Below are 21594 nucleotides of genomic sequence, written 5' to 3' on the forward strand. Positions count from 1 at the left end.
GTTATTTCACCAGATAGGGTTTGGGAGAGGGTTTGGCATCGGCACTGCCACCGCGGGCGACAGGGAAATCGCCGACAAGATAGGGGTGCATGCCTTGGTTCTTGAGGTTCTGCAGGAACTGGCCGAAACCGTCCAGATCAACCATGCGCGGCGCCTCTGACAGGCGGCGCAGGCGGGGGCGGCCGATTTCATCAAGGATCTCTTGCAGCGGCTCCATCGGCGCTTCGATGAAATCCGCCATCGTCCAGACCCGCACGCGCGCCTTGGTATAGGGCGAGTGCAGCATGTCCATATGCGTGCTTTCCGTCTTTTGCAGCTTGGCCGCCAGACGGCGTATATCGGCGAAATCGAGGTTCGAGCGGAACAGCGGCACCGCCCAAGCGCCGGTGATGACCGAAATATGCGCGTTAGGGTCTTTGGCGACGCGCCAATTGATGTCTTGGTTGTCCATCGGGCCGAACTGAAAACACTGACGTTCGCCACGGGTGTTCCAGATCAGGTTGGTCAAAAACGCACTGGCATTGTGATCGCGCAGCACCGGATTGTCCGACAAGGCACCGTTCAGCGTGGCCTGCCCGTCGGCGAAATGAACCCGGTCGGGCGCAAAGAGATGCCCATGCACGCGCCCCCCGCTGGCACGGCTCAGCCAATGTTCGAAATCCTCAAAAATCTCGGCAAAGCCCTGAAACACAGAATAGGGCGCAGCGGTGACGCCATTCTCCCAATCCTCATTGGGAAAGCGGCTTTGCATATAGAGCCCCGCGCGCCCGCGGGTCCGTCGCTCCACGGCCTTGGCAAAGATGCGGTCGATCTTGCCGGGGTTCGGTTCGGTCTTTTTCAGCGCACCGGCCGAATCCGTCAAAAACGCTTGATAGAGCCTGTCTGCATGGGGCCAAATCTTGCGTGCGACAAAGCAATCCGAACGGCGCAATAGCTGCAGGTGGTCGTCGTAAAAAATATGCGGCTTGCCCTGAAAATCGAACTTCGACAGGGTCAGCGACCGGCTCTCGATCTTGCTGGAATAGAGCCGCGTTAGGGTCTGGAAATAGCTTTCGTCCGGGATCCAGACATGGCGAAAGAACTTGTCATAGCTGGGCCGGTCCGGGTCTTGCAGGATCGCCGAGAGCGTGCGCCGGGTCAGGCACCACCATTGCGAGCCCATATGCGGCACGATCCCGCGCGGCATCCGACGCTTTAACCCCAGCAGGCGCTGCATCTCGACCGCGCGGTCAAACAGATAGCGGTTGCGCCGCCAAGAGAAGGGGAAACGCAGGGTAAACCGCTCTTCGTCCAGCCCGCCCACCGTCCAGGGCACATCCGCCGTGGTGGCGCTTTCGATGAAATCCGTCTGCGGGCGGTCCTCAAGATAGTCGATCAATTCCTGCACCGGGCGCAGCGGCAGGCAGGAACCCGAGGCCAGATAGACATGGCGCACCTTGGGAAAGCGCGACAGCATCAATTCCGCCGCCCCCTGAGAGGCCGCAACGATCCCCCAAGTGCCCCATTCGCAGCGTTTGCGGGGGCTGAAATGCACATCCTTCAGGTCAGAGAGTGCCGCCATGAAAGCATCGTGCGCCCGCCGGGGCACGGCCTTGTCGATGTGGATCACCACCGGGCAGCCCGCAGCGGCCCAATGGCGCGCGACCTGCTCGGCCCGGTCAAAGGCGTTGTGCACCAGCATGACGATCCCGACGCTCATGCCCAGTTCCCCTTGGACATCAGGCCGAGAATCTCAAGCTGCCGCCAATTGATGTAACGCTCCGACCATTTGCACCATAGCTGCGGGTCGTCCTTTAGCTGCGCGGCATAGGCTTTGTATTCCACCGAAGCCGCGTAATGCTCGCTGCGCTGCAACTCCTCCGCCGCCTTGGCGCCGAAGGTGTCGAGGAACTTGGCATGAAGCAGCACGCCCGAGGCTTTCTCTCCGCCCCATTCGTCATAGACCTGATTAAGCCCGCGCGGCAGCAGCATATGGGTTGAGCTGACATAGGCATAGCGCCGGTCCCATTTGACCAGCGGCACCTTGTTCAACGCCGGCGCCTTTGCGGGTGCGTCGGGGAAGAACACCCGCGCCCGTGGCCCGCCCTGAATCCAGAGGTTTCCAAACCGCCGATTGCGCGAAATGGTGTAGTTGCCGCTGTCGAACCACGACGCAATCTCAATCGGATTTTGGCCCGCTTGGTATGGTTCTTCGTCAAGCCGCCCTTTGGGATACATATCCAGCAGCATCGCGGAAAAGCTTTTGATCGACGACGCATCAAGCCAATCGGTCAGCGCCCGCAGGGGCCGCGTGTCGCAAAAGGGATAGACCAGAAATTCATCGGGATCGACCGTCAGCGCCCAATGGCCATGAGCGTATTTCATCTGCAGCCAGTTCAGCCAGTCGACGCCGAAGCGCGCGCGCTTGTAGCTGGCCTTGGCGCTCCAGACCGACACATCAGGTTGCTCGGCAAGATAGTCGAGCGAGCCATCGGTGCTGTCGTTATCGACAAAAAAGAAATGCCCGACGCCCATCTCGCGGTAGTATTTCAGGAAATAGGGCAGCCGGATGCGTTCGTTGCGCTGCGTGCAGAACACAAGGATATCGTCGCGTTTGATCTGGGCGGTGCGGTTCGCCACGCGGGTCAACTCGCGCCGTTTGCGGAAGGCGCGGATGCGCCAGCGCTTGCGTTGCAGCCGCAATCGATATGACTGAATTAAGCCCAAACCGCCCCTTACCTATCGGATCTGACCGCTTCTCTACCGCGCTATCACGTCGACTTTAACACGGTCTTGAAGTGTTCGGCCCATGTTGGCGCGATAAAAGTCGTCGCGGGGCGCGGGTCTGGCACAGATGCGGCCCATTCTTCGATTGTTCTGATCCATGAATAGGGCTCGCTCAGGGCCGCGTAAACGGCTTTGTCGCCCAAGACCTCGTGCAAGACTGGTAAATCGTTGCATAAAACACGCGATCCAAGGCTCAGCGCCTCGGCGGGCGGCAGGCCGAACCCCTCTGCGTGGCTGGGAAAGAGCATCCCCGCCGCGCCCTGCACCAATGCGGCCAATCCGGCGTCGCTGAGGCTTGAGAACTCGCGCACAGAGCCGCCCGGAGGCAGCCGATCAAGACGGTCAAAGACCGCGCTGTTGTTCCACCCCCGAGCGCCGCAGATCAGTAGCAGCGGCGCGTTAGGGCCCATCTGCTGCCATAGGTCCAGCAAGAAACCATGGTTCTTGCGCGGCTCGATGGTGCCTACAACGACGAAATAGGGAAGCTCTGGCGGCAGGCCCGCAGGCAGTTCACCGCCATCGGGGCCGGGCAGGTCGAGACCCAGATGCGCGACAACGGCAGGGGGAATCCGCCCCCGCATCTGCGCCTCGCTGCGCTGGCGCGTGTCTTGCGAGTTGTAGATCACCAGATCGGCCTGCGCAGACACCCGGTCAATCTTGGCCCGAAACGGCGCGACCGTGCCGAGACGCTGGTAGGCGGGATGGTCTAGCGGAATCACGTCATGGATAAGAACCGCAATCCGGCCCTGCGCCTTTTTCACGCCGCCCAGAACCCGGTCCGTCAAGTTGCTGTGGCCGACATTGAGATAGGCAAAGCCCGGTGGCAGATGCCGCGCGAGCAGTGACGGCAACCCGGCAGGCAGACACCGCCCCCTCGCCAAGCGCCTCAGGTCACTTTCCGCCTGTGTTAGAGCCACACTACGTCCCCGTGGCAAGCGCGACAGAAGGTCTGCCCGCCCCCAAGGGACGCGACCTTCAAGCCGATCATGAAAGCCCCGCATCCCGTCGCGGTCCAGCAAGACATAGCCCAAAGCCGTGCGCGCCACTCCAAAGAGCGGTGCGTCACCTGTCAGAAGATGTGAGAGATAGGCCAGTTCGACCCGATCAACCCCCGTCGCGCCCCGCCCGACCCGACGCAAACTGCGCGTCAGGTCCAAGAGTTGCGCGGCGGGTTCAGCCATCGTAGTGGCCGGTCTGGTGCCACTTCCAAGCGTCTGCAATCATCTTGTCCAAGGTCGAGCGCTTGGGCGCCCAACCCAACTCCTCTTCCGCGCGGGAAGAGCCTGACACAAGTTTGGTACAATCCCCCGGACGGCGCGCGCCGATCTCATGGGGCACCGTTTGATTGGTCACAGCGCGGCTATGGTCGAGCACTTCACGCACCGAAAAGCCACTGCCGGTGCCAAGGTTGAACACGCGGCTGCCCTTCCCGTCCTGAAGCCATTTCAGACCCAAAACATGGGCATCGACCAGATCGCAGACATGCACATAGTCCCGAATACAGGTGCCGTCGGGGGTGTCATAGTCATCCCCGAAAACAGTCAGCGCCGCGCGTTTTCCGGCAATCGCATCCAGCATCAGGGGGATCAGATGCGTCTCTGGCTGATGGAACTCGCCCACTTCGCCTTCGGGGTCCGCCCCGGCCACGTTGAAATAGCGAAAGATCACATGCTGCAGCCCATAGGCCGCCTCAAAGTCGCGCAGGATGTCTTCGATCGCGCGTTTCGATGCGCCGTAGGCGTTGATCGGATATTGCGCACTGTTCTCATCCAGCACGACGTTATCCTGATCGCCATAGGTCGCACAGGTCGACGAAAAGACGAAGCCTTTGCAGCCTGCGGCGACTGCCGCCTCGATCAGCGTGAGAGACCCGTTGACGTTGTTGCGCCAGTAAAGCCCCGGCTCCGCCATGCTCTCCCCCACTTGGCTGAGGGCGGCGAAATGCATCACCGCAATGGGCTGATGTTTCGCAAAGACCTCATCCAGCCGCGCGCGGTCTAGCAGATCGCCTTGCTCAAAGGGGCCGAATTTCACGGCATCGCGCCAGCCTGTCACCAGATTATCGAATGTGACGGGGATAAAGCCCGCCGCTTTCAATGCCTTACAAGCGTGCGAGCCGATATAGCCCGCTCCGCCCGTTACCAATACCTTTTCCATTTTGCGTTTTCCCGACCTTACTGCGCGGCCCGGTCGATTTGGGAAATACTTTGCAGATAGGCCGAAAGATCGTCGCGCAATTCCTCACGGGCGAGACCAAAGGCCACGGTCGCTTGAAGAAAGCCCGCTTTGGAGCCGCAATCGAAACGCTGCCCGCGGAACCGGAAACCATAGACATCACGGCCTTGCTCGATCTCTTGGGCGATCGCATCGGTCAGCTGAATCTCACCACCCGAGCCGGATTTCAGTTTGTTGAGGTTCTTCAAAACGTTCGGCGAGAGGATATAACGCCCGATCACCGCAAGGTTCGACGGCGCTTCGTCGACGGCGGGTTTCTCTACCATCGCTTTGACCTTCACCATATCGCCGCGCTCTTCGCTGGTATCGAGAATGCCGTAGGAAGACGCACGGGATGGCTCGACCTCCATCGCGGCGACCATGCTGCCGCCGGTTTCCTCATAGGCTTCGACCATCTGCTTGAGGCAGGGCTTTTCCGCCGCGATCACGTCATCAGGCAGCATGACAGCAAAAGGTTCATTGCCGATCAAACGGCGGGCGCACCAGACCGCATGGCCAAGCCCAAGCGCCTTATGCTGGCGGATGTAAGCAATCGCACCGCTGTCCATATTGGTGCTTTGAAGCGTCTCAAGAAGCTCTGTCTTGCCCTTTTTACGCAACTCCTGCTCAAGCTGCGGGGCGTGGTCGAAATAATCCTCCAACGCGCCTTTGCCGCGCGAGGTCACGAAGATGAACTCTTTGATCCCGGCCGCCCGCGCCTCATCGATTGCGTATTGAACCAAGGGGCGGTCAACGAGGGTCATAATCTCTTTGGGCACCGATTTGGTGGCGGGCAGAAAGCGTGTCCCCATACCTGCGACAGGGAAAACCGCCTTTGTTACCTTCTTGCGCATGTTAATCCTTACAACTTATTCGAAAAATACAGAACGCCACGGTAAATCCACCTGCGTCTTTTTAACGGCTACGATCATCGCTGAAACCGCGCTGTCTGGCAACTCGCTTAACTTCTCTTTTCAGCCGATCACACCGCCGCCTTAAGCGAAAAACCGCGTCATCCCGGGCGGATTTTCCGAATATTCCACCTGTTTGCAGCCAAATAGCGTGGGTCGGATCAAAGGCAACGCGATGGTAGAGCGCCGTTGGCGAAAGGCTGATCAGGGTAACGATCTCTCCGGCTTGCGCCTGTTTTGCAGCTTTTGCCCGGTCTCGTGCCAGTTTTATAGGCCGGGTGAAGATCGCCACGCTGCGCCGCGGGCGGGCGGGAAAGGGGCAAAAGGGGCTGTTGGTTGTGCGCGGTACGGTGGTGCTGACGATGGGGCGCTTTAGCCCCTCGGCGTGGCCTTCATCCAGTCTGCGCAGCAGACGGGGAACATCGCTTGGCTCTAACCCGCCGCTTATCAGATGGCGCAGCAACCGGCGGCGCTCTGCCGCGCGAAGGTACGCCCATTGCGCGGCACGGTCCTGCGGGGCCAGATGTTTGCGATGGAACACGGCCCAGCTTGCCCCGATATCGAAAAGATCACGCGGCACGCGGTTGGCGCTGCGCATCGCATTGGCGGCGAAACCGTGATGGACCTCTGCCAGCGGCACGATTGCGGTGGCATGGCCCGCCCGCGCCAGCCGCATGTTCAGGTCGGTTTCATCGAGATAGTAATGAAAGGCCGGGTCAAAACCGCCCACCTCCACCAAGACATCGCGCCGAAAGGCCATATTGGTGCCTTCGGTTTTGATTGCCCCCCCGGGCGGAGGGTGCAGAATGCTGGGCGTTTCGGGGTCTACATCAAGGTTTTCCGGCTCTCCCAAAGCGTTCAGTTGGCGCGCGCGGTATTGGAACGAGATGCCGTTTCGCCCCCGGACGAAACCGGTCATCGCCGCGACGCCGGGCCGTTGCGCAGGTTCCAGCAGGTGGCGCAGCCACAGCGGCTCTGGCACGGCATCATCATCGATAAAGGCCACGACCTCCCCCGCGGCCTCGGCGATCCCAAGGTTGCGCGCGGCAGAGATGTTCGGCCTGTCATAAGTGACCAGCTTTAGGGCCTCGGCAAAGACCATGTCGCGGGCCACGGTGATCCCTGCGGGATCGGCCACGACGATGACTTCGAAAGGGGCGTATTGAAGCTGCCCCATCCCCGTCAGACAGCGCCGCAATGCCTCGGGCCGGTTCCGGCTGACGATCACGATGCTGACAGGCACGCCGCTTTCCAGCGTGGCACTGACGGGGGTGGTGGTCATTCCAGACCCATTTTCGCCATCATGGCTTCGAGCTTCGGCACGTCCTCGGGGTTGTTCAATTCCCAGAACTCGCGCCCCTTGGCCTCAACCTCGGCGCAGAGCACCGGGCGCCCATTCTCAAGGAAACGAAGCTGTTCCAGCCCCTCCAACTGCTCCAAGGGGCCGACAGGCCAGCTGGGGTAGCGCGCCAGCGCGTCGGGCCGGTAGGCATAGACACCGACATGATGGAAAACCGGGGTCATATCAGTCTCTGCGTAGGGCTTTCCGGTATAGGGAACGACCTCTTTCGAGAAATAGAGCGCCTGATTATCGGCCCGGAAAACCGCCGTCGTGCCGCCGACCCGGCCTGCTTTGCGGTCGCCCAAAAGACTGTTCAGCGTGGCACCGTCGCAACGCAGCACCGGGGTAGCGATCTCGGCATCGGGATTGTCTTTCAACCCCTGCACCAGCCCTTCGACGAACCAATGCGGCGTTAGCGGTGCGTCGCCTTGCAGGTTGACCACGATGTCATAGCCCCCGCCCAGCGCGGCATGAGCTTCGGCGCAGCGTTCGGTGCCGTTGGCACAGGCTTCCGAAGTCATCACGACCTCGGCGCCGAAACCTTCTGCGGCCTCCCGAATGCGGTCGTCGTCGGTAGCCACCACCACACGATCGACGCCCGAAACCGCGCTGGCGGCCCGCCAACTGCGTTCAATCAGGGACTGTTTTTGCCCCGTAGCTCCGGTGAGGGCCACAAGCGGTTTGCCGGGATAGCGGGTGGAGGCATAGCGGGCGGGGATGACGATCAGAACAGACATCAGCCCGCCTTCAGCTCAACACCCGGTGCATGGGCGATGAAGAAGGGGTTGGCGAAATCTTCCTTGCCGTAGGCCAGCGGAGTGAGGTCATCGAAACGCACCACTGCGCCGCCTGCCCCGTTTAGCACCGCATGGCCTGCGGCGGTGTCCCATTCCATCGTGCGGCCCAAACGCGGGTAGAGATCGGCCTCTCCGGTCGCGACCAGACAGAACTTTAGCGACGACCCTGCTGAGGTCATGTCCCGCACGCCGTATTTGCCGATGTAATCGTCAGTCGCCTGATCGCGGTGTGATTTGGAGGCGACGACCATCAGGGCCGTGTTGTCTGGATTAGAGACTGAAATCGCCTTGGTTTCGCCAAGCTGCCCTTTGGCAAATGCGCCCGTCTCCTCGACCGATTGACCGTCGGCTTGGGTAAAGAACATCCGGGATTTGGCAGGGGCATAGACCACGCCGCGCGTCGGCACGCCGCCTTCGACCAGCGCGATGTTCACCGTGAAATCCCCGCGGCGGTGGACGAATTCCTTGGTGCCATCAAGCGGGTCAACGATGAGAAATGTATCGCCCTTGGCGGTATGGGTTGCGGCCTGTTCTTCAGTGACCAGCATGACATCGGGAAAGGCAGCGCGAAGCCCTTCGGAAATGATCGCATCGGCGGCTTCGTCGGCGGCGGTGACGGGGCTGTCGTCGGATTTCGATTTCACCTCGAAATCATCCTGACCATAGATCGCCATGATCTTATCCCCGGCTTCCAATGCCAGCCGCCGCATTTCTGCGACCAATTTCTCGTAATCCATTTTGCCTCCGGCCCTGCGGGCTGTCGTTGCTTCAATTAACCGTTTCCCTTATGCTGTGCAGCTAACGGAACAGCAAGAATTCCGTGCCACGTTAGGGCTTCGTCAAGGACACGCGCATGTTCCAATCCTCCAGAAAGCCGAAATCCGGCTTCGGCTCGGCTCTCTCCATTGCAGAGTTGGTTTACCATTCCGTGGTGCGCAACGTGCGCAAACAGCACAACAACGCCTTCATCGCCATCGCGATGAACATGCTGCAAACGGTGATGTTCGTGCTGGCCTTCTATGTGATGTTCTCAATCCTCGGGATGCGCGGGTCAGCCGTACGCGGTGATTTTCTTGTCTATCTGATGTCTGGCATCTTTCTCTACCTCACCCATGTGAAGGCATTGGGCGCGGTCGCCGGGTCAGAGGGGCCGGCAAGCCCGATGATGCAGCACGCCCCGATGAATACGATCATCGCCATCGCTTCGGCGGCGGTCGGGTCGCTCTATATTCAGGTGCTGTCGCTCTTTGTGATCTTGTTTATTTACCATGTGGCGGTGACCCCGATCTCCATCGATCAGCCCTTTGCCGCTTTCGGGATGATGCTCACCGCGTGGTTTACCGGCTGTGCGCTTGGGCTGGTGATGCTGGCGATCAAGCCGTGGTTTCCGTCCTTCGTGACGATTTTTTCGACCGTCTATCAACGTGCCAATATGATCGCCTCGGGCAAGATGTTCCTCGCCAACTCTCTGCCCGGCTATATGCTGGCGATGTTTGATTGGAACCCACTGTTTCACAGCATCGATCAGGCGCGCGGCTTTGCCTTCATCAATTACAACCCGCGCTACAGCAGTTGGGAATACCCACTCTGGGTTGGTCTGGTGCTTTTGATGATCGGGCTGATGGGCGAATTCTATACCCGCCGCCATGCGTCGATCAGTTGGAATGCCCGGCGGTGAGACTGCTGGCGATCCTTCTCTGCCTCTGGACGCTGCCTGTTTGGGCGACGCAGGAGGCATGGCCCGCCCTGCATGACGTCAGCGGTGTCGCGGCGCATGACGTGTTGAACATTCGCCAAGCCCCGAGCGCCAGCGCCCCGATCATCGGCAGTTTTGAGCCTGATGCGCAGAACATCGAAGTGATCCGCCCCGACGACCATCACGGCTGGGGCTTGATCAATACGGGCGAAGGGGGCGGCTGGGTCTCTCTGCGTTTCCTCACCCGGCAACCGGGCCAATGGGCCGGTGCGATGCCACCCGTGGCCCATTGCGGCGGGACGGAGCCGTTTTGGTCTTTTGAGGTGACCGGCGAGACGCTGAGCTATGATGCCATGGCGGGCGGCGCACGCGATTACCGCATCACGCAGTCTGGCCCGGCGCAGGGGCGGCGCGACAGTTTTCACATGATCGCCGAGGGGCCGCAGGGCGCGGCCATTGCCGCGCTTACGGCGCGTGCCTGTAGCGATGGCATGTCTGACCGCGCCTATGGGCTTGCGGTCGACCTTCTTTTGCATGGAAATGATGGCTGGCAACATCAGACAGGGTGTTGTTCCCTCAGCCGCTGAAACGACGGACTTTTCAAAAAAGTCCGTCGCCGTTTTCTTCAAAAGAAAACGTTACTCCACCACCCGAAGCGTCAAATTGATCCGCCCCCCCTTGGGCAGCAGGGTCGAGGTGCCGGGCTTGATCCGGTCCACCCCGTGGTAGGTCAACCGTGCCTCTCCGCCCATCACCACCACATCGCCTGACTGCAGCCAGATCGATTCCGTCTTGCCGCCTCGGGTCAGGTTGCCGATCCGAAACAACCCGTCATCCCCCAAGGAGACCGAGACCACGGGCCACTGAAAGTCCGCCTCATCCCGGTCCTGATGCAGCCCCATGCGCGCATCGGCATCGTAGTAATTGATCAAGCAGCATTCGGGACGACGCTCCAACCCCGTCAACTTGTCCCAGATCGCCAGAATCGGTGCGGGGATCTCGGGCCATGGCTGGCCATCGGGATGTTCGGTGACGTAACGATAGCCGCGCCGGTCCGAGAACCAACCATAGCGCCCCGCGGCGCTCATCCGGACCGACATGCGCCCGCCGCGCGGCACTTCGGGGCGAAAGAATGGCGCCTCGCGCACCACACCGCGCACCGCGTCCAGCACCTCCTGCTGGGCCGCTCTTCCCAGAAATTCTTTGTGGATATCGAAGCCCCGCAGGCGCAAAGCAGTCATTTTTCTTTCTTCCTCACTCGTTTGGCAAAAACATCACGGAATCGCGACCATCCTGACCAGCCAATGGTTGCAGGGTGCAAATACCCTCCCTATATACGCTCCGAACCGTCGAAGGCACGTGGTCTTCGATGTCAACAGATCGGGGCAGGATGCCGAAACGGGTCCGCGCCTCGTGTCATCGCCTTAGATTCAAAGAGGGATCGAAACATGTCCAAAGTAATCGGTATTGACCTTGGCACCACCAACAGCTGTATCGCCATCATGGATGGCAGCCAGCCGCGCGTAATCGAAAACGCCGAAGGCGCGCGCACAACGCCGTCGATCGTCGCCTTCACCGACGATGAGCGCCTTGTCGGCCAGCCGGCGAAACGCCAGGCGGTCACCAACCCAGAAAACACTGTCTTTGGCGTTAAGCGCCTGATCGGCCGCCGCAACGACGATGCGGATCTGGCCAAAGACAAAAAGAACATGCCGTTCAACGTCATTGATGGCGGCAACGGCGACGCATGGGTCGAAGCCCGTGGTGAGAAATACTCCCCAAGCCAAATCTCAGCCTTCATCCTTGGTAAGATGAAAGAAACCGCAGAGAGCTATCTGGGTGAGGAAGTCACGCAGGCCGTTATCACCGTGCCCGCATACTTCAACGACGCCCAGCGTCAGGCCACCAAAGACGCCGGCAAGATCGCCGGTCTCGAAGTGCTGCGGATCATCAACGAGCCGACAGCTGCCGCGCTGGCCTACGGTCTCGACAAAGAGAACACGCAAACCATCGCGGTCTATGACCTTGGCGGCGGTACATTCGATGTGACCATCCTTGAGATCGACGACGGCCTGTTCGAAGTGAAATCCACCAACGGCGACACGTTCCTCGGCGGTGAAGACTTTGACATGCGCATCGTCAACTACCTTGCGGATGAGTTCAAAAAGGCCAACGGCGTTGACCTGACGCAAGACAAGATGGCCCTGCAGCGTCTGAAAGAAGCTGCCGAGAAAGCGAAGATCGAACTGTCTTCCTCCAGCCAGACCGAGATCAACCAGCCCTTCATCTCGATGGGCAAAGACGGCTCGCCGCTGCACATGGTGATGAAGCTGACCCGCGCCAAGCTGGAAAGCCTTGTGGGTGACCTGATCAAAGCGTCGATGAAGCCCTGCGCCGCCGCGCTGAAGGATGCCGGTCTCTCGGCTTCCGACATCGACGAAGTCGTGCTGGTCGGTGGTATGACCCGGATGCCGAAAGTCGCAGAAGAAGTGACCAAGTTCTTCGGTAAAGAGCCGCACAAGGGTGTGAACCCTGACGAGGTTGTGGCCCTTGGTGCCGCCATTCAGGCCGGTGTTCTGCAAGGCGACGTGAAAGACGTGGTTCTGCTCGACGTGACACCGCTGTCGCTGGGTATCGAAACGCTGGGTGGTGTCTTCACCCGTCTGATCGACCGCAACACCACGATCCCGACGAAAAAGTCTCAGGTCTTCTCGACCGCCGAAGACAACCAGAACGCTGTGACCATTCGGGTTTTCCAAGGTGAGCGTGAGATGGCTGCCGACAACAAGATGCTCGGTGCCTTCAACCTTGAGAACATCCCGCCTGCCCCACGCGGCATGCCGCAGATCGAAGTGACCTTTGACATCGACGCCAACGGCATCGTGTCGGTTGGCGCGCTCGACAAAGGCACCGGCAAAGAGCAGAAGATCACGATCCAAGCCTCGGGTGGTCTGTCGGATGCGGATATCGACAAGATGGTGAAAGACGCCGAAGAAAATGCCGAGGCGGACAAATCCCGCCGCGAGCTGATCGAAGCGAAAAACCAAGCGGAATCGCTGATCCACTCGACCGAAAAGTCGCTGGAAGAGCATTCCGACAAGGTTGACCCGACCACCGTCGAAGCGATCGAACTGGCCATTGCCGCGTTGAAAGACGAACTGGAAACCGACAACGCCGACAAGATCAAATCCGGCATCCAGAACGTCACTGAATCGGCCATGAAACTGGGCGAAGCTATCTATAAGAACGCTCAGGAAGAAGGCAACGACGATACGGCGCAGCCTTCGGATGCTCAGCAATCGCAGGGTGGCGACGATGACATCCTCGACGCCGAGTTCGAAGATCTGGACGACGACAAGCGCGCGTAAGCGTGAAACGGAACCTGTGAAAGGGCCGGTCCGTCAGACGGGCCGGCCCATCACGTTCCAGCGCAGGAGCATGATAACCCATGGCAAAACGTGACTACTACGAGGTGCTTGGCGTTGCCAAAGGGGCCTCTGCCGACGAGATCAAGAAGGCCTACCGCAGCAAGGTCAAAGACCTTCACCCCGACCGCAACAAAGACAACCCAAACGCCGAAGCCCAGTTTAAAGAAGTGGGCGAAGCTTATGACGTGCTGAAAAGCGACGACAAGAAAGCGGCCTATGATCGCTACGGCCACGCCGCCTTTGAAGGTGGCATGGGTGGCGGTCGTCCCGGCGGCGGCATGGGCGGCGGTCAGGGCGATTTCTCTTCGGCTTTTTCCGATGTATTCGACGATCTCTTCGGTGACTTTATGGGTCAGCGTGGGGGTGGCGGCGGTGGCCGTCGCGCCGCGCGCGGGGCCGACTTGCGCTACAACCTGCGCATCTCGCTCGAAGATGCCTTCTCGGGCATGCAAAAGTCGATCACCGTTCCGGCCTCTGTCCAGTGCGACTCTTGTGATGGCAGCGGTGCCGAGGGCGGCGCAGAGCCTTCGACCTGTCCCACCTGTTCGGGCATGGGCAAGGTGCGTGCACAGCAGGGTTTCTTCACTGTTGAGCGTACCTGCCCCACCTGTTCTGGCATGGGTCAGATCGTCAAGAATCCTTGCAAGAAATGCCGCGGCGCGGGCCGTGTTGAGAAAGAGCGCACGCTCTCGGTCAACATCCCCGCTGGTGTTGAAACTGGCACCCGTATCCGGTTGGCCGGTGAGGGCGAAGCGGGCATGCGCGGGGGGCCGTCGGGTGATCTCTATATCTTTATCGAGGTGGCCGAACATGAGCTCTTTGAGCGTGACGGGCCGAACCTTTTCTGCCGCGTTCCCGTGTCGATGAGCACGGCCGCCTTGGGTGGCAATATCGAAGTGCCCACCATCGACGGGGGTCGTGGCCGCGTGCAGATCCCTGCAGGCAGCCAATCGGGTCGCCAGATGCGTCTGCGTGGCAAGGGCATGCCCCCGCTGCGAGGCGGTGGCGTCGGTGACATGATCATCGAACTGGCGGTGGAAACCCCGGTGAACCTGACCAACAGACAGAAAGAACTGCTGCGGGAGTTTGAGGGCGAAGCCCAGAACAACAACCCGGAAAGCAGCAATTTCTTCTCTTCCGTCAAATCCTTCTGGGATTCGATGAAGGGTTAAATTTGGCCGGGTGAGGCGTATCGCGCGCCTCACCCGCACCCCTAGGTGCACAAGGTAAATAGGACGTCAAAACCCTGTTAACCGAATCCTAACCACCTTCGCGCAAGACTCTGGTCATGACCCGTGCCCCGAGAACCTTGGCTGATCAGCCCCTTCCCTTCCTGATGGATGAAGCGCGCAGACCGCCGTCCAATACGGGCAAACAACCCTCTTATATTGCAGACCACCGCCAGCGCCTCCGCAGCCGTTTTGTCCATGGGGGCGCCGCCGCCATCCCGGATTATGAGATGCTGGAGCTTGTCCTTTTCCGCGCCATCCCCCGCCGTGATGTCAAACCGCTGGCGCGTGAACTTCTGGACCGGTTCGGTGACTTTAACCGCGTCATCACAGCCCCAGCCACCCGCCTGCGCGATATCAAAGGTGTTGGCGAAGCGGTGATTGTCGAGCTCAAGATCGTTGAGGCTGCGGCCCAGCGGCTGGCCCGGGCGAAGGTGCTACAGCGGCATATCGTGTCCTCTTGGGACGCTCTGCTGGACTATTGCCACACCACCATGGCCCATCTGGAGATGGAGCAGTTTCGCGTGCTCTACCTAGACCGAAAGAACATCCTCATCGCGGATGAGGAACAGGCGAAAGGCACGGTCGATCATGTCCCGGTCTATCCGCGCGAGGTTGCAAAACGCGCGCTTGAACTGAACGCCAGCGCGATCATCCTCGTCCACAATCACCCCTCGGGCGACCCCAGCCCGTCACGCTCAGACATCGACATGACCCGGCAGGTCGCCGCCGCCTGTGACGCCTTGGGACTGACCCTGCATGACCACCTGATCATCGGCAAATCGCGCGAGCTGAGTTTTCGGAGCGAAGGACACCTGTAAGGCCCGCGCTCCTCAGCGCACCCAAACCTCGACCCGCCGGTTGGCCTGTCGGCCCCATTCGCTGTCATCGCAGGCAATCGGCATCGCCTCGCCAAAGGCATCTACCCGCAGATCGATCCGCGACAGGTTGGCGGTCACCGCGGCGGCGCTGACGGCACGTTGCACTGCCTCGGCCCGGCGCAGCGCGATCTCGCGGTTGGCCCTCGCTACGCCCTCTCCATCGCTGAAGCCCACGAACATCAACCGCCGCGCGTCATATTGCCCCTGCTCCAGCGCCCGCGCCAATTGCTGAACGTTAGAGCGCGACTGCGCGTCAAGCCGGATCGAGCCTGCCTCGAACCGGAAAGAGGTCGTCAGCCGCGCCATCGGCACCAGCGTCGCCGTCATGCGCTGCAATTCTTCCAACGGGGTTTCGATCCCCGCCGTGATAATGGCATTGGCAAAGCGGTTGCCCTGTTCCTCTACCGGGATTTCTTCGGGCGTCTGATCCACGAACCCGGCCCTACGGATCACGATCTGCGCCGAGGGGCCGCGGGTAAAGGCCAGAAACTCGCGTGTGATCAGCGGCAGCCGGCGCGCCGGGAAATAGAGGAACATCGGCGCGGTCAGCGGGTAATCTTCGGTTTTGATCGTGCGCCGCGCGGCATCCAGCGCAAAGCCGCAGTTGCCGCCAAGGGTCAGCACCTCGGTCCCGCCCTGTTCGGCATAGCTGGTGATTCCAAGGGCAAAGACATCCCGCGCGACCGCCTCAGCCAGCGCGTCGGGCATGGTGTGGCGCGTGACATCGCCGCTCAGTTCCAGCCCGGCGGGCGTTAATACCTGATCCACAATGGCTTGGCTCAAGCCGCTGTCGGCGGTGGGCAGATGCAGTTCAATGGGCGCGTCCGGCCCACCTAGGCGCTGCCAGTTCTTAATCTCACCGGAAAACACCCGGGCCAAGGTCAACGGCGAGATCTGTTTCACCGGATTGGACGGGGCAACCACAGGCACCACCGCATCAAGCGCCAGCACCCGGCTGCGATTGGCGCCGGTCAGATCGCCCAGCCCCAACTCGCGGGCATTTATCCGCTCCTCGCGGCGCACTTCGCGCAGGGCCATCACCACATCGGCCTCATCCGCCAGAAGATCGGCAAAGCCTTCGTTGGTGTTGGTCGCCCGGAAATCAAATCGCGCAGCCAGTTTGCCATCATCCTGACGCGAAAGCAGAAGCGCGAAACGTCCGCCTTCCCCGTCTTCGCGGTTGACCGTATAGCCCTGCCGCGCCGCGAAGGCTTCGATCAGCGCGGGCATCAGCACCGCCCCCATGGTCGCCGAGCCCGAGAACCGCACCTCGGCCACGAAATCCTCAAGGTTGGGGCAACCCGGCCCGGCGCAGGACACGCCACTGCTGTCGACGGTCAGCTCGCCGTAGTCGGTTTCGACCCGATAGAATTCGCCGTCAAAACCCAGCAAAGTGCCGCTGAGTTCAACGCTGCCATCGCGCGAGGTCAGCGCGATATCCTGCGCCGCGCCCGTAACCGCCGTAAAAAGCAAAAGTGCGGCGCTGATCGCCGCACGTTTCAACCCGTTCATCAAGACCTACCCGGTTGCGTCAGTTCTGCGCGACTTTCAGGTCTTGGAGCAAATTATTCAACACCAGAAAGTTGCCAACCGCATCACACTCCGGCACGGCGAGGGTCAAGTTCTGGGTTTTCACCGGATCGTCGCCACGCAATTCCAGCGCCTGCGCTTCGATCTCAAGCCCGCAGTTGGCCTCGCTCACCTCTGCCTCAACACTGAGCGCGACATCGCCCTCCTGCGCCGCTTTGGCGACCGGGAAGCTATAGACTTCGGCCATCAACGGCTCAGCGGTGTCGGTGTCGCCATTGCGGGTCATGAAGCCGCCTTCGCCCAGCACAGCAGCGGTCATATCGCGCGGGGCGCCGGACCAGACATGGCCCGCATCGCCGTAATCCGCGCCGAACTCACGGGCGTGAAGCTCAAACCCCGCGGTGCCTTTCCATTGCAGCACGACACGGTTGAAATCAGACAATTCGGGCACAGTGGTCTGCGCCACAGCGCCGTCACCATTGCCAAAGGCAAGGATGAAAACAGCCTCTTCCGCGAGGGCCGGGACGGAGACGGACAACCGCCCTTTGTCATCGGTGACTTCGGTAAAGATCATGCCGTTGTGGTGCACGGTCAGCCGTTCATTCGGCAGACAGGCCGCATCCAAGCTGAGCTTCACCATCGCGGCGGCCACGGCGTCTGCAGTGGCGATGATATCGCAGGTCGCGGGGATCGCGGTGCTGTGGCTCTCAGGTGCGGGCGGCAGGCTTTGAGGGGCTGCGGCTTTGACCACCCGGTCATCCAGCGTCGGCAACGCGATGGGACTGTCCAGCGCGGCAGAGGTCAGGGTGATGCCCTCAACTTCGAGCAGCGCGCCATTGTCGGCCACCAGACGCTGCGCCTCAGCCGCGCCATAACGCTGCTGCGCCGTGTCAGAGCTTTGCATGACATAGCCGATGCCCACGGCACAGGTGAGAGTGCCAACAGCCGTCAGAATTTCTTTAGTGCGCCACATGACAAGTCTCCTTCAACGGATTCGTTGGAGACTTTATGAGCGGGGATCAGGGCCGGGGTATGGCCCTGAAACGCCAAGTTATGGGCGAAAAGATGTCGCGGCTCAGGTGATCTGGCCGTGGCAGTGCTTGAACTTCTTGCCAGAACCGCAGGGGCAGAGATCGTTCCGGCCCGGGTTGCCCCATGTGGACGGATCGTTTTCGTCAAAGCCCGGTGCGGCAGCCTCGGCCTGCTCAGATGCCTCATCTGCGGCCTCGGTGGCAGCGGCCTGCATGGCGGCCTGACGGGTGGCCATTTCCTGCATCATCTCGCGACGCTGCTCTTCGCTCATCGGTTGGATTTGCCCCAGTTTCTGGGTCACGTCCTGCCGCAGGCTGTCGAGCATCGTCTCGAACAGTTGGAAGGCTTCGTTTTTATACTCGTTCAGCGGGTCGCGCTGCGCGTAGCTGCGAAAGCCCACGACCGACCGCAGATGCTCCAGCGTCAGCAGGTGGTCGCGCCATTTGGTGTCGATGGCCTGCAACAACAACTGTTTCTCGATGTTGCGCATGTTCTCTTCACCGAAAGCCTCGGCCTTTTTGGCCATAAGCTCATCCGTGGCCTGCATCAGACGTTCGCGGATCACGTCATCATCCACACCGTCTTCTTCGCACCATGCGATGATCGGCACATCGACGTTCAACTGTTCGATCACCGCGGCATAGAAACCTTGGGTGTCCCACTGATCGGCGTAGGTTTTGGGCGGCATATAGGTGTCGATCAGATCGTCGATTACCTGCTCGCGCATGTCGGTGACGATCTCATTGAGGTTGTCCGCCTCCATGATCTCGCGGCGCTGGCCAAAGATCACTTTACGCTGCTCGTTCATCACGTCGTCAAACTTCAAAAGCTGCTTGCGGATGTCAAAGTTGCGGCCCTCGACCTTCGCCTGCGCGCGCTCCAGCGATTTGTTCACCCAAGGGTGCACGATGGCTTCGCCTTCTTTCAGGCCCAGCGTGGTCAGCACCTTCTCCAGCCGTTCCGAGCCGAAGATACGCATCAAGTCATCTTCGAGCGACAGGAAGAAAGAGGTGCGGCCCGGATCGCCCTGACGGCCCGAACGGCCCCGCAACTGGTTGTCGATGCGGCGGCTCTCGTGACGCTCGGACGCCAGCACGTAAAGGCCACCGGCCTCTAGGACCTTTTGCTTTTCCTCGGCGTGCTGCGCTTCGATCTGGGCGCGGATGTTGGCCGGATCGGCCTCCGGATCGGCATCCAGCGCGTCGAGCACTTTCAGCTCGACGTTGCCGCCCAGCTGAATGTCGGTGCCGCGGCCCGCCATGTTGGTGGCGATGGTCACGGCGCCCAGCTTGCCAGCTTCGGCGATGATCTGCGCTTCTTGCTCGTGCTGGCGGGCGTTGAGCACGTTATGCTCGATCCCGTCGGCGGTCAGCATGGCGCTGAGCTGTTCAGACTTTTCGATCGAGGTGGTGCCGACAAGGCAAGGCTGACCCTTGGCGTGGGCCTCTTTCACCTTTTCAATCATGGCCTCGTATTTTTCGCGCGCGGTGCGGTAAACGGCATCGTCTTCGTCGACACGGGCAATCGGCACGTTGGTCGGCACTTCGACAACGCCAAGGCCGTAAATCTCGGCGAATTCCTCGGCTTCGGTCAGGGCCGTGCCGGTCATGCCGCCCAGTTTGTCGTAAAGACGGAAGTAGTTCTGGAAGGTAACGCTTGCGAGGGTCACGTTCTCGGGCTGGATTTCAACGCCCTCTTTGGCCTCGATCGCTTGGTGCAGGCCATCCGACAAGCGGCGGCCCGGCATCATGCGGCCCGTGAATTCGTCGATCAGCGTCACCGCGCCATCGCGGACGATGTAATCTTTGTCGCGCTGGAACAGCTTGTGCGCGCGCAGACCTTGGTTGACGTGGTGCACGATGGTCGTGCTTTCGGGATCATAGAGGGTCATCCCCTCTTCGATCAGGTCACGGGCGCGCAATTGCTCTTCGAGGAACTCATTGCCCTCGTCGGTGAAGGTCACGTTGCGGGTTTTCTCGTCCAGCTCGTAATGCTCTTCGGTCAGCGAGGGGATCAGCGTGTCGATGATCTGGTACATCTCCGAGCGGTCCTGCGAGGGGCCAGAGATAATCAGCGGCGTCCGCGCTTCGTCGATCAAGATACTGTCGACCTCGTCCACGATGGCAAAGTTATGCCCGCGCTGCAGCATGTCCGACAGGTTCGACTTCATGTTGTCGCGCAGATAGTCAAAGCCCAACTCGTTGTTGGTGGCATAGGTGACGTCGCAGGCATAGGCCGCGCGCTTTTGATCTTCGGGCATGCCGGAATAGGCGACCCCGGTGGTCAGACCCAACGCGCCAAAGACTTTGCCCATCCATTCGGCGTCACGTTTGGCGAGGTATTCGTTCACCGTCACCACATGCACGCCTTTATGCGTGAGCCCGTTGAGGTAGGCCGCGAAGGTCGCGGTCAGGGTCTTGCCCTCACCGGTCTTCTGCTCGGCGATATTGCCCTGATGCAGGAAAATCCCGCCCAGAAGCTGGGTGTCGAAGGCGCGCAGGCCAAGGGTGCGGCGCGCAGCCTCGCGGCAGTTGGCAAAGGCTTCGGGCAGCAGATCGTCAAGGTCCTCGCCCGCATCGGCCCGTTTGGCCAACTCTTCCGTGCGCAGCTTGATCTCGTCGTCGCTTAGCTTTTCGAATTCAGGCTCCAGCGCATTGATCCGTGCCACAAGCGGACGGGTCGCCTTGATCATCCGGTCGTTTGGCGTGCCAAAGACCTTTTTGGCGATTGTTCCGATACCCAGCATGTAATCTCCCGCCGAAGTTATGATGTCTTGCGCCGATCTGGTTGCCGAGCGCCATGGCAGCCCATAGATAGTGGATGAGCCCGCGCCTCTCAGCGCCATAAGGCGATGTAAGGGGCGTGCCATACACTGTCAATGTAGCAGCCCTGCTACGAAGGAAGCGATTGGACCCAACCATGCAAAAACCCCTCACTTTTCTGTCGTCTTTGGCGCTTGCCGCCGCTGTGGCGCTGCCTGTAGCCGCCCAAGACGAACCGGGTGTCGACACGGTTGTTGCCACCGTCAACGACACTGAAATCACGCTTGGCCATATGCTCGTGGCGCGTGCCACCCTGCCCCAGCAGTATCAGCAACTGCCTGATGACGTGCTGTTCCAAGGGATCCTCGATCAGCTTGTGCAGCAGACAGCCCTTGCCGACAGCTTTACTGGCGAATTGCCGCCGCGCGTGACCCTGTCGATCGAAAACGAGACACGCTCGCTCACCGCTGGTGAGGCGATCGAAGGCGTTATGGCCGAAGATGTCAGCGACGAAGAACTGCAAGCCGCCTATGACGCGCAGTACAAAGACGCCGAGCCTGAGCAGGAATTCAACGCCTCGCATATCCTTGTCGAAACCAAGGAAGAAGCCGACGCGATCAAGGTTGAACTCGACGGCGGTGCGGACTTTGCCGAAGTTGCCAAAGAAAAATCGACCGGCCCCTCCGGCCCCGGTGGCGGTTCCTTGGGTTGGTTTGGCCCCGGCATGATGGTCCCCGAGTTTGAAGAAGCCGTCGCCGGCATGGAAGCAGGTGGCGTGTCTGAGCCGGTGGAAACTCAGTTCGGTTGGCATGTTATCAAGCTGAACGAGACCCGCACAGGCGAAGCGCCCATGCTGGAAGACGTGCGCGAAGAGCTTGAAACCCAAGTGCGCCAAACCAAGGTACAGACAGCTATCGAAAGCCTGACCGAGGCCGCCGAGGTTGACCGCAGCGCCGCCGAAGGCATCGACCCAACTGTTCTTAAAAACATTGAATGGCTGAACTGA

18 protein-coding genes are annotated in these 21594 nt (G+C 60.5%); 6 read left to right on the forward strand and 12 right to left on the reverse strand.

The genetic code is table 11. The features are described 5' to 3' along the window. Position 1: 1 nt before the first annotated feature. From R1T45_RS05365 to cysQ, 8 genes are all read right to left on the reverse strand, one after another. On the reverse strand, positions 2 to 1699 hold the full coding sequence (locus tag R1T45_RS05365) for a beta-1,6-N-acetylglucosaminyltransferase (RefSeq protein WP_317390329.1): 1698 nt from the start codon (positions 1697 to 1699) through the stop codon (positions 2 to 4). Beyond that, positions 1696 to 2682 (reverse strand): glycosyltransferase family 2 protein, encoded by a 987-nt coding sequence (locus tag R1T45_RS05370; RefSeq protein WP_317390330.1) that lies wholly within the window; start codon positions 2680 to 2682, stop codon positions 1696 to 1698. The genes R1T45_RS05365 and R1T45_RS05370 overlap by 4 nt, the downstream gene beginning before the upstream one ends. Before the next feature lie 68 nt (positions 2683 to 2750). Continuing rightward, complete coding sequence (locus R1T45_RS05375) at positions 2751 to 3947, reverse strand: glycosyltransferase family 1 protein (protein ID WP_317390331.1); 1197 nt, start codon at positions 3945 to 3947, stop codon at positions 2751 to 2753. Beyond that, on the reverse strand, positions 3940 to 4923 hold the full coding sequence (gene galE, locus R1T45_RS05380; protein ID WP_259946694.1) for a UDP-glucose 4-epimerase GalE: 984 nt from the start codon (positions 4921 to 4923) through the stop codon (positions 3940 to 3942). The genes R1T45_RS05375 and galE overlap by 8 nt, the downstream gene beginning before the upstream one ends. A gap of 17 nt (positions 4924 to 4940) precedes the next feature. Beyond that, entirely contained in the window at positions 4941 to 5834 is an 894-nt protein-coding gene (gene galU / locus R1T45_RS05385; RefSeq protein WP_067916371.1) for a UTP--glucose-1-phosphate uridylyltransferase GalU, read from the reverse strand. A gap of 61 nt (positions 5835 to 5895) precedes the next feature. Further along, entirely contained in the window at positions 5896 to 7173 is a 1278-nt protein-coding gene (locus R1T45_RS05390; protein WP_317390332.1) for a glycosyltransferase family 2 protein, read from the reverse strand. After that, positions 7170 to 7970 carry a 3-deoxy-manno-octulosonate cytidylyltransferase gene (locus tag R1T45_RS05395; protein ID WP_132443930.1) on the reverse strand — a complete coding sequence of 267 codons (801 nt, stop codon included), beginning with the start codon at positions 7968 to 7970 and terminating at the stop codon, positions 7170 to 7172. Before R1T45_RS05395 ends, R1T45_RS05390 begins: the two co-directional genes overlap by 4 nt. Further along, positions 7970 to 8767 (reverse strand): 3'(2'),5'-bisphosphate nucleotidase CysQ, encoded by a 798-nt coding sequence (cysQ, locus tag R1T45_RS05400; protein WP_317390333.1) that lies wholly within the window; start codon positions 8765 to 8767, stop codon positions 7970 to 7972. The genes R1T45_RS05395 and cysQ overlap by 1 nt, the downstream gene beginning before the upstream one ends. Positions 8768 to 8883: 116 nt before the next feature. Between cysQ and R1T45_RS05405 the strand changes: the two genes are divergently transcribed. Both R1T45_RS05405 and R1T45_RS05410 read left to right on the forward strand, forming a co-directional pair. Further along, on the forward strand, positions 8884 to 9708 hold the full coding sequence (locus tag R1T45_RS05405) for an ABC transporter permease (protein ID WP_120349760.1): 825 nt from the start codon (positions 8884 to 8886) through the stop codon (positions 9706 to 9708). Further along, positions 9705 to 10313 (forward strand): SH3 domain-containing protein, encoded by a 609-nt coding sequence (locus tag R1T45_RS05410; protein WP_132443932.1) that lies wholly within the window; start codon positions 9705 to 9707, stop codon positions 10311 to 10313. The genes R1T45_RS05405 and R1T45_RS05410 overlap by 4 nt, the downstream gene beginning before the upstream one ends. A gap of 51 nt (positions 10314 to 10364) precedes the next feature. Here the strand turns inward: R1T45_RS05410 and R1T45_RS05415 are convergent, their stop codons facing one another. Next, a complete protein-coding gene (locus R1T45_RS05415; RefSeq protein WP_120349762.1) occupies positions 10365 to 10967 on the reverse strand; it encodes an alpha-ketoglutarate-dependent dioxygenase AlkB family protein in 603 nt (200 codons plus the stop codon). 207 nt (positions 10968 to 11174) lie between these two features. On the opposite strand from R1T45_RS05415, the gene dnaK reads away from it, so the two are divergent. The 3 genes from dnaK to radC all read left to right on the forward strand — a co-directional run bounded on the left by dnaK (position 11175) and on the right by radC (position 15204). Beyond that, positions 11175 to 13094, forward strand: a complete 1920-nt coding sequence (dnaK, locus tag R1T45_RS05420; RefSeq protein ID WP_067939593.1) for a molecular chaperone DnaK — start codon at positions 11175 to 11177, stop codon at positions 13092 to 13094. 80 nt (positions 13095 to 13174) lie between these two features. Beyond that, on the forward strand, positions 13175 to 14326 hold the full coding sequence (gene dnaJ / locus R1T45_RS05425; RefSeq protein ID WP_317390334.1) for a molecular chaperone DnaJ: 1152 nt from the start codon (positions 13175 to 13177) through the stop codon (positions 14324 to 14326). A 164-nt stretch (positions 14327 to 14490) separates the two neighbouring features. After that, the gene (radC, locus tag R1T45_RS05430) at positions 14491 to 15204 is read left to right on the forward strand and encodes a RadC family protein (protein WP_240791566.1); all 714 of its coding nucleotides are present in this window, start codon (positions 14491 to 14493) and stop codon (positions 15202 to 15204) included. Positions 15205 to 15216: 12 nt separating this feature from the next. Here the strand turns inward: radC and R1T45_RS05435 are convergent, their stop codons facing one another. The 3 genes from R1T45_RS05435 to secA all read right to left on the reverse strand — a co-directional run bounded on the left by R1T45_RS05435 (position 15217) and on the right by secA (position 20572). Continuing rightward, positions 15217 to 16776 (reverse strand): phosphate ABC transporter substrate-binding/OmpA family protein, encoded by a 1560-nt coding sequence (locus tag R1T45_RS05435; protein WP_067939590.1) that lies wholly within the window; start codon positions 16774 to 16776, stop codon positions 15217 to 15219. Between the two features lie 19 nt (positions 16777 to 16795). Further along, positions 16796 to 17767, reverse strand: coding sequence for a hypothetical protein (locus R1T45_RS05440; protein WP_120349765.1), 972 nt, complete (start codon positions 17765 to 17767; stop codon positions 16796 to 16798). Positions 17768 to 17869: 102 nt separating this feature from the next. Then, positions 17870 to 20572: a preprotein translocase subunit SecA gene (gene secA, locus R1T45_RS05445; protein WP_317390335.1), complete on the reverse strand. Its 2703-nt coding sequence runs from the start codon at positions 20570 to 20572 to the stop codon at positions 17870 to 17872. A gap of 173 nt (positions 20573 to 20745) precedes the next feature. Between secA and R1T45_RS05450 the strand changes: the two genes are divergently transcribed. Continuing rightward, complete coding sequence (locus tag R1T45_RS05450; RefSeq protein ID WP_317390336.1) at positions 20746 to 21594, forward strand: peptidylprolyl isomerase; 849 nt, start codon at positions 20746 to 20748, stop codon at positions 21592 to 21594.

The organism is Sulfitobacter sp. LC.270.F.C4 (genome assembly GCF_032922545.1).
In the GTDB taxonomy this organism is placed as follows: Bacteria; Pseudomonadota; Alphaproteobacteria; order Rhodobacterales; family Rhodobacteraceae; genus Sulfitobacter; species Sulfitobacter profundi.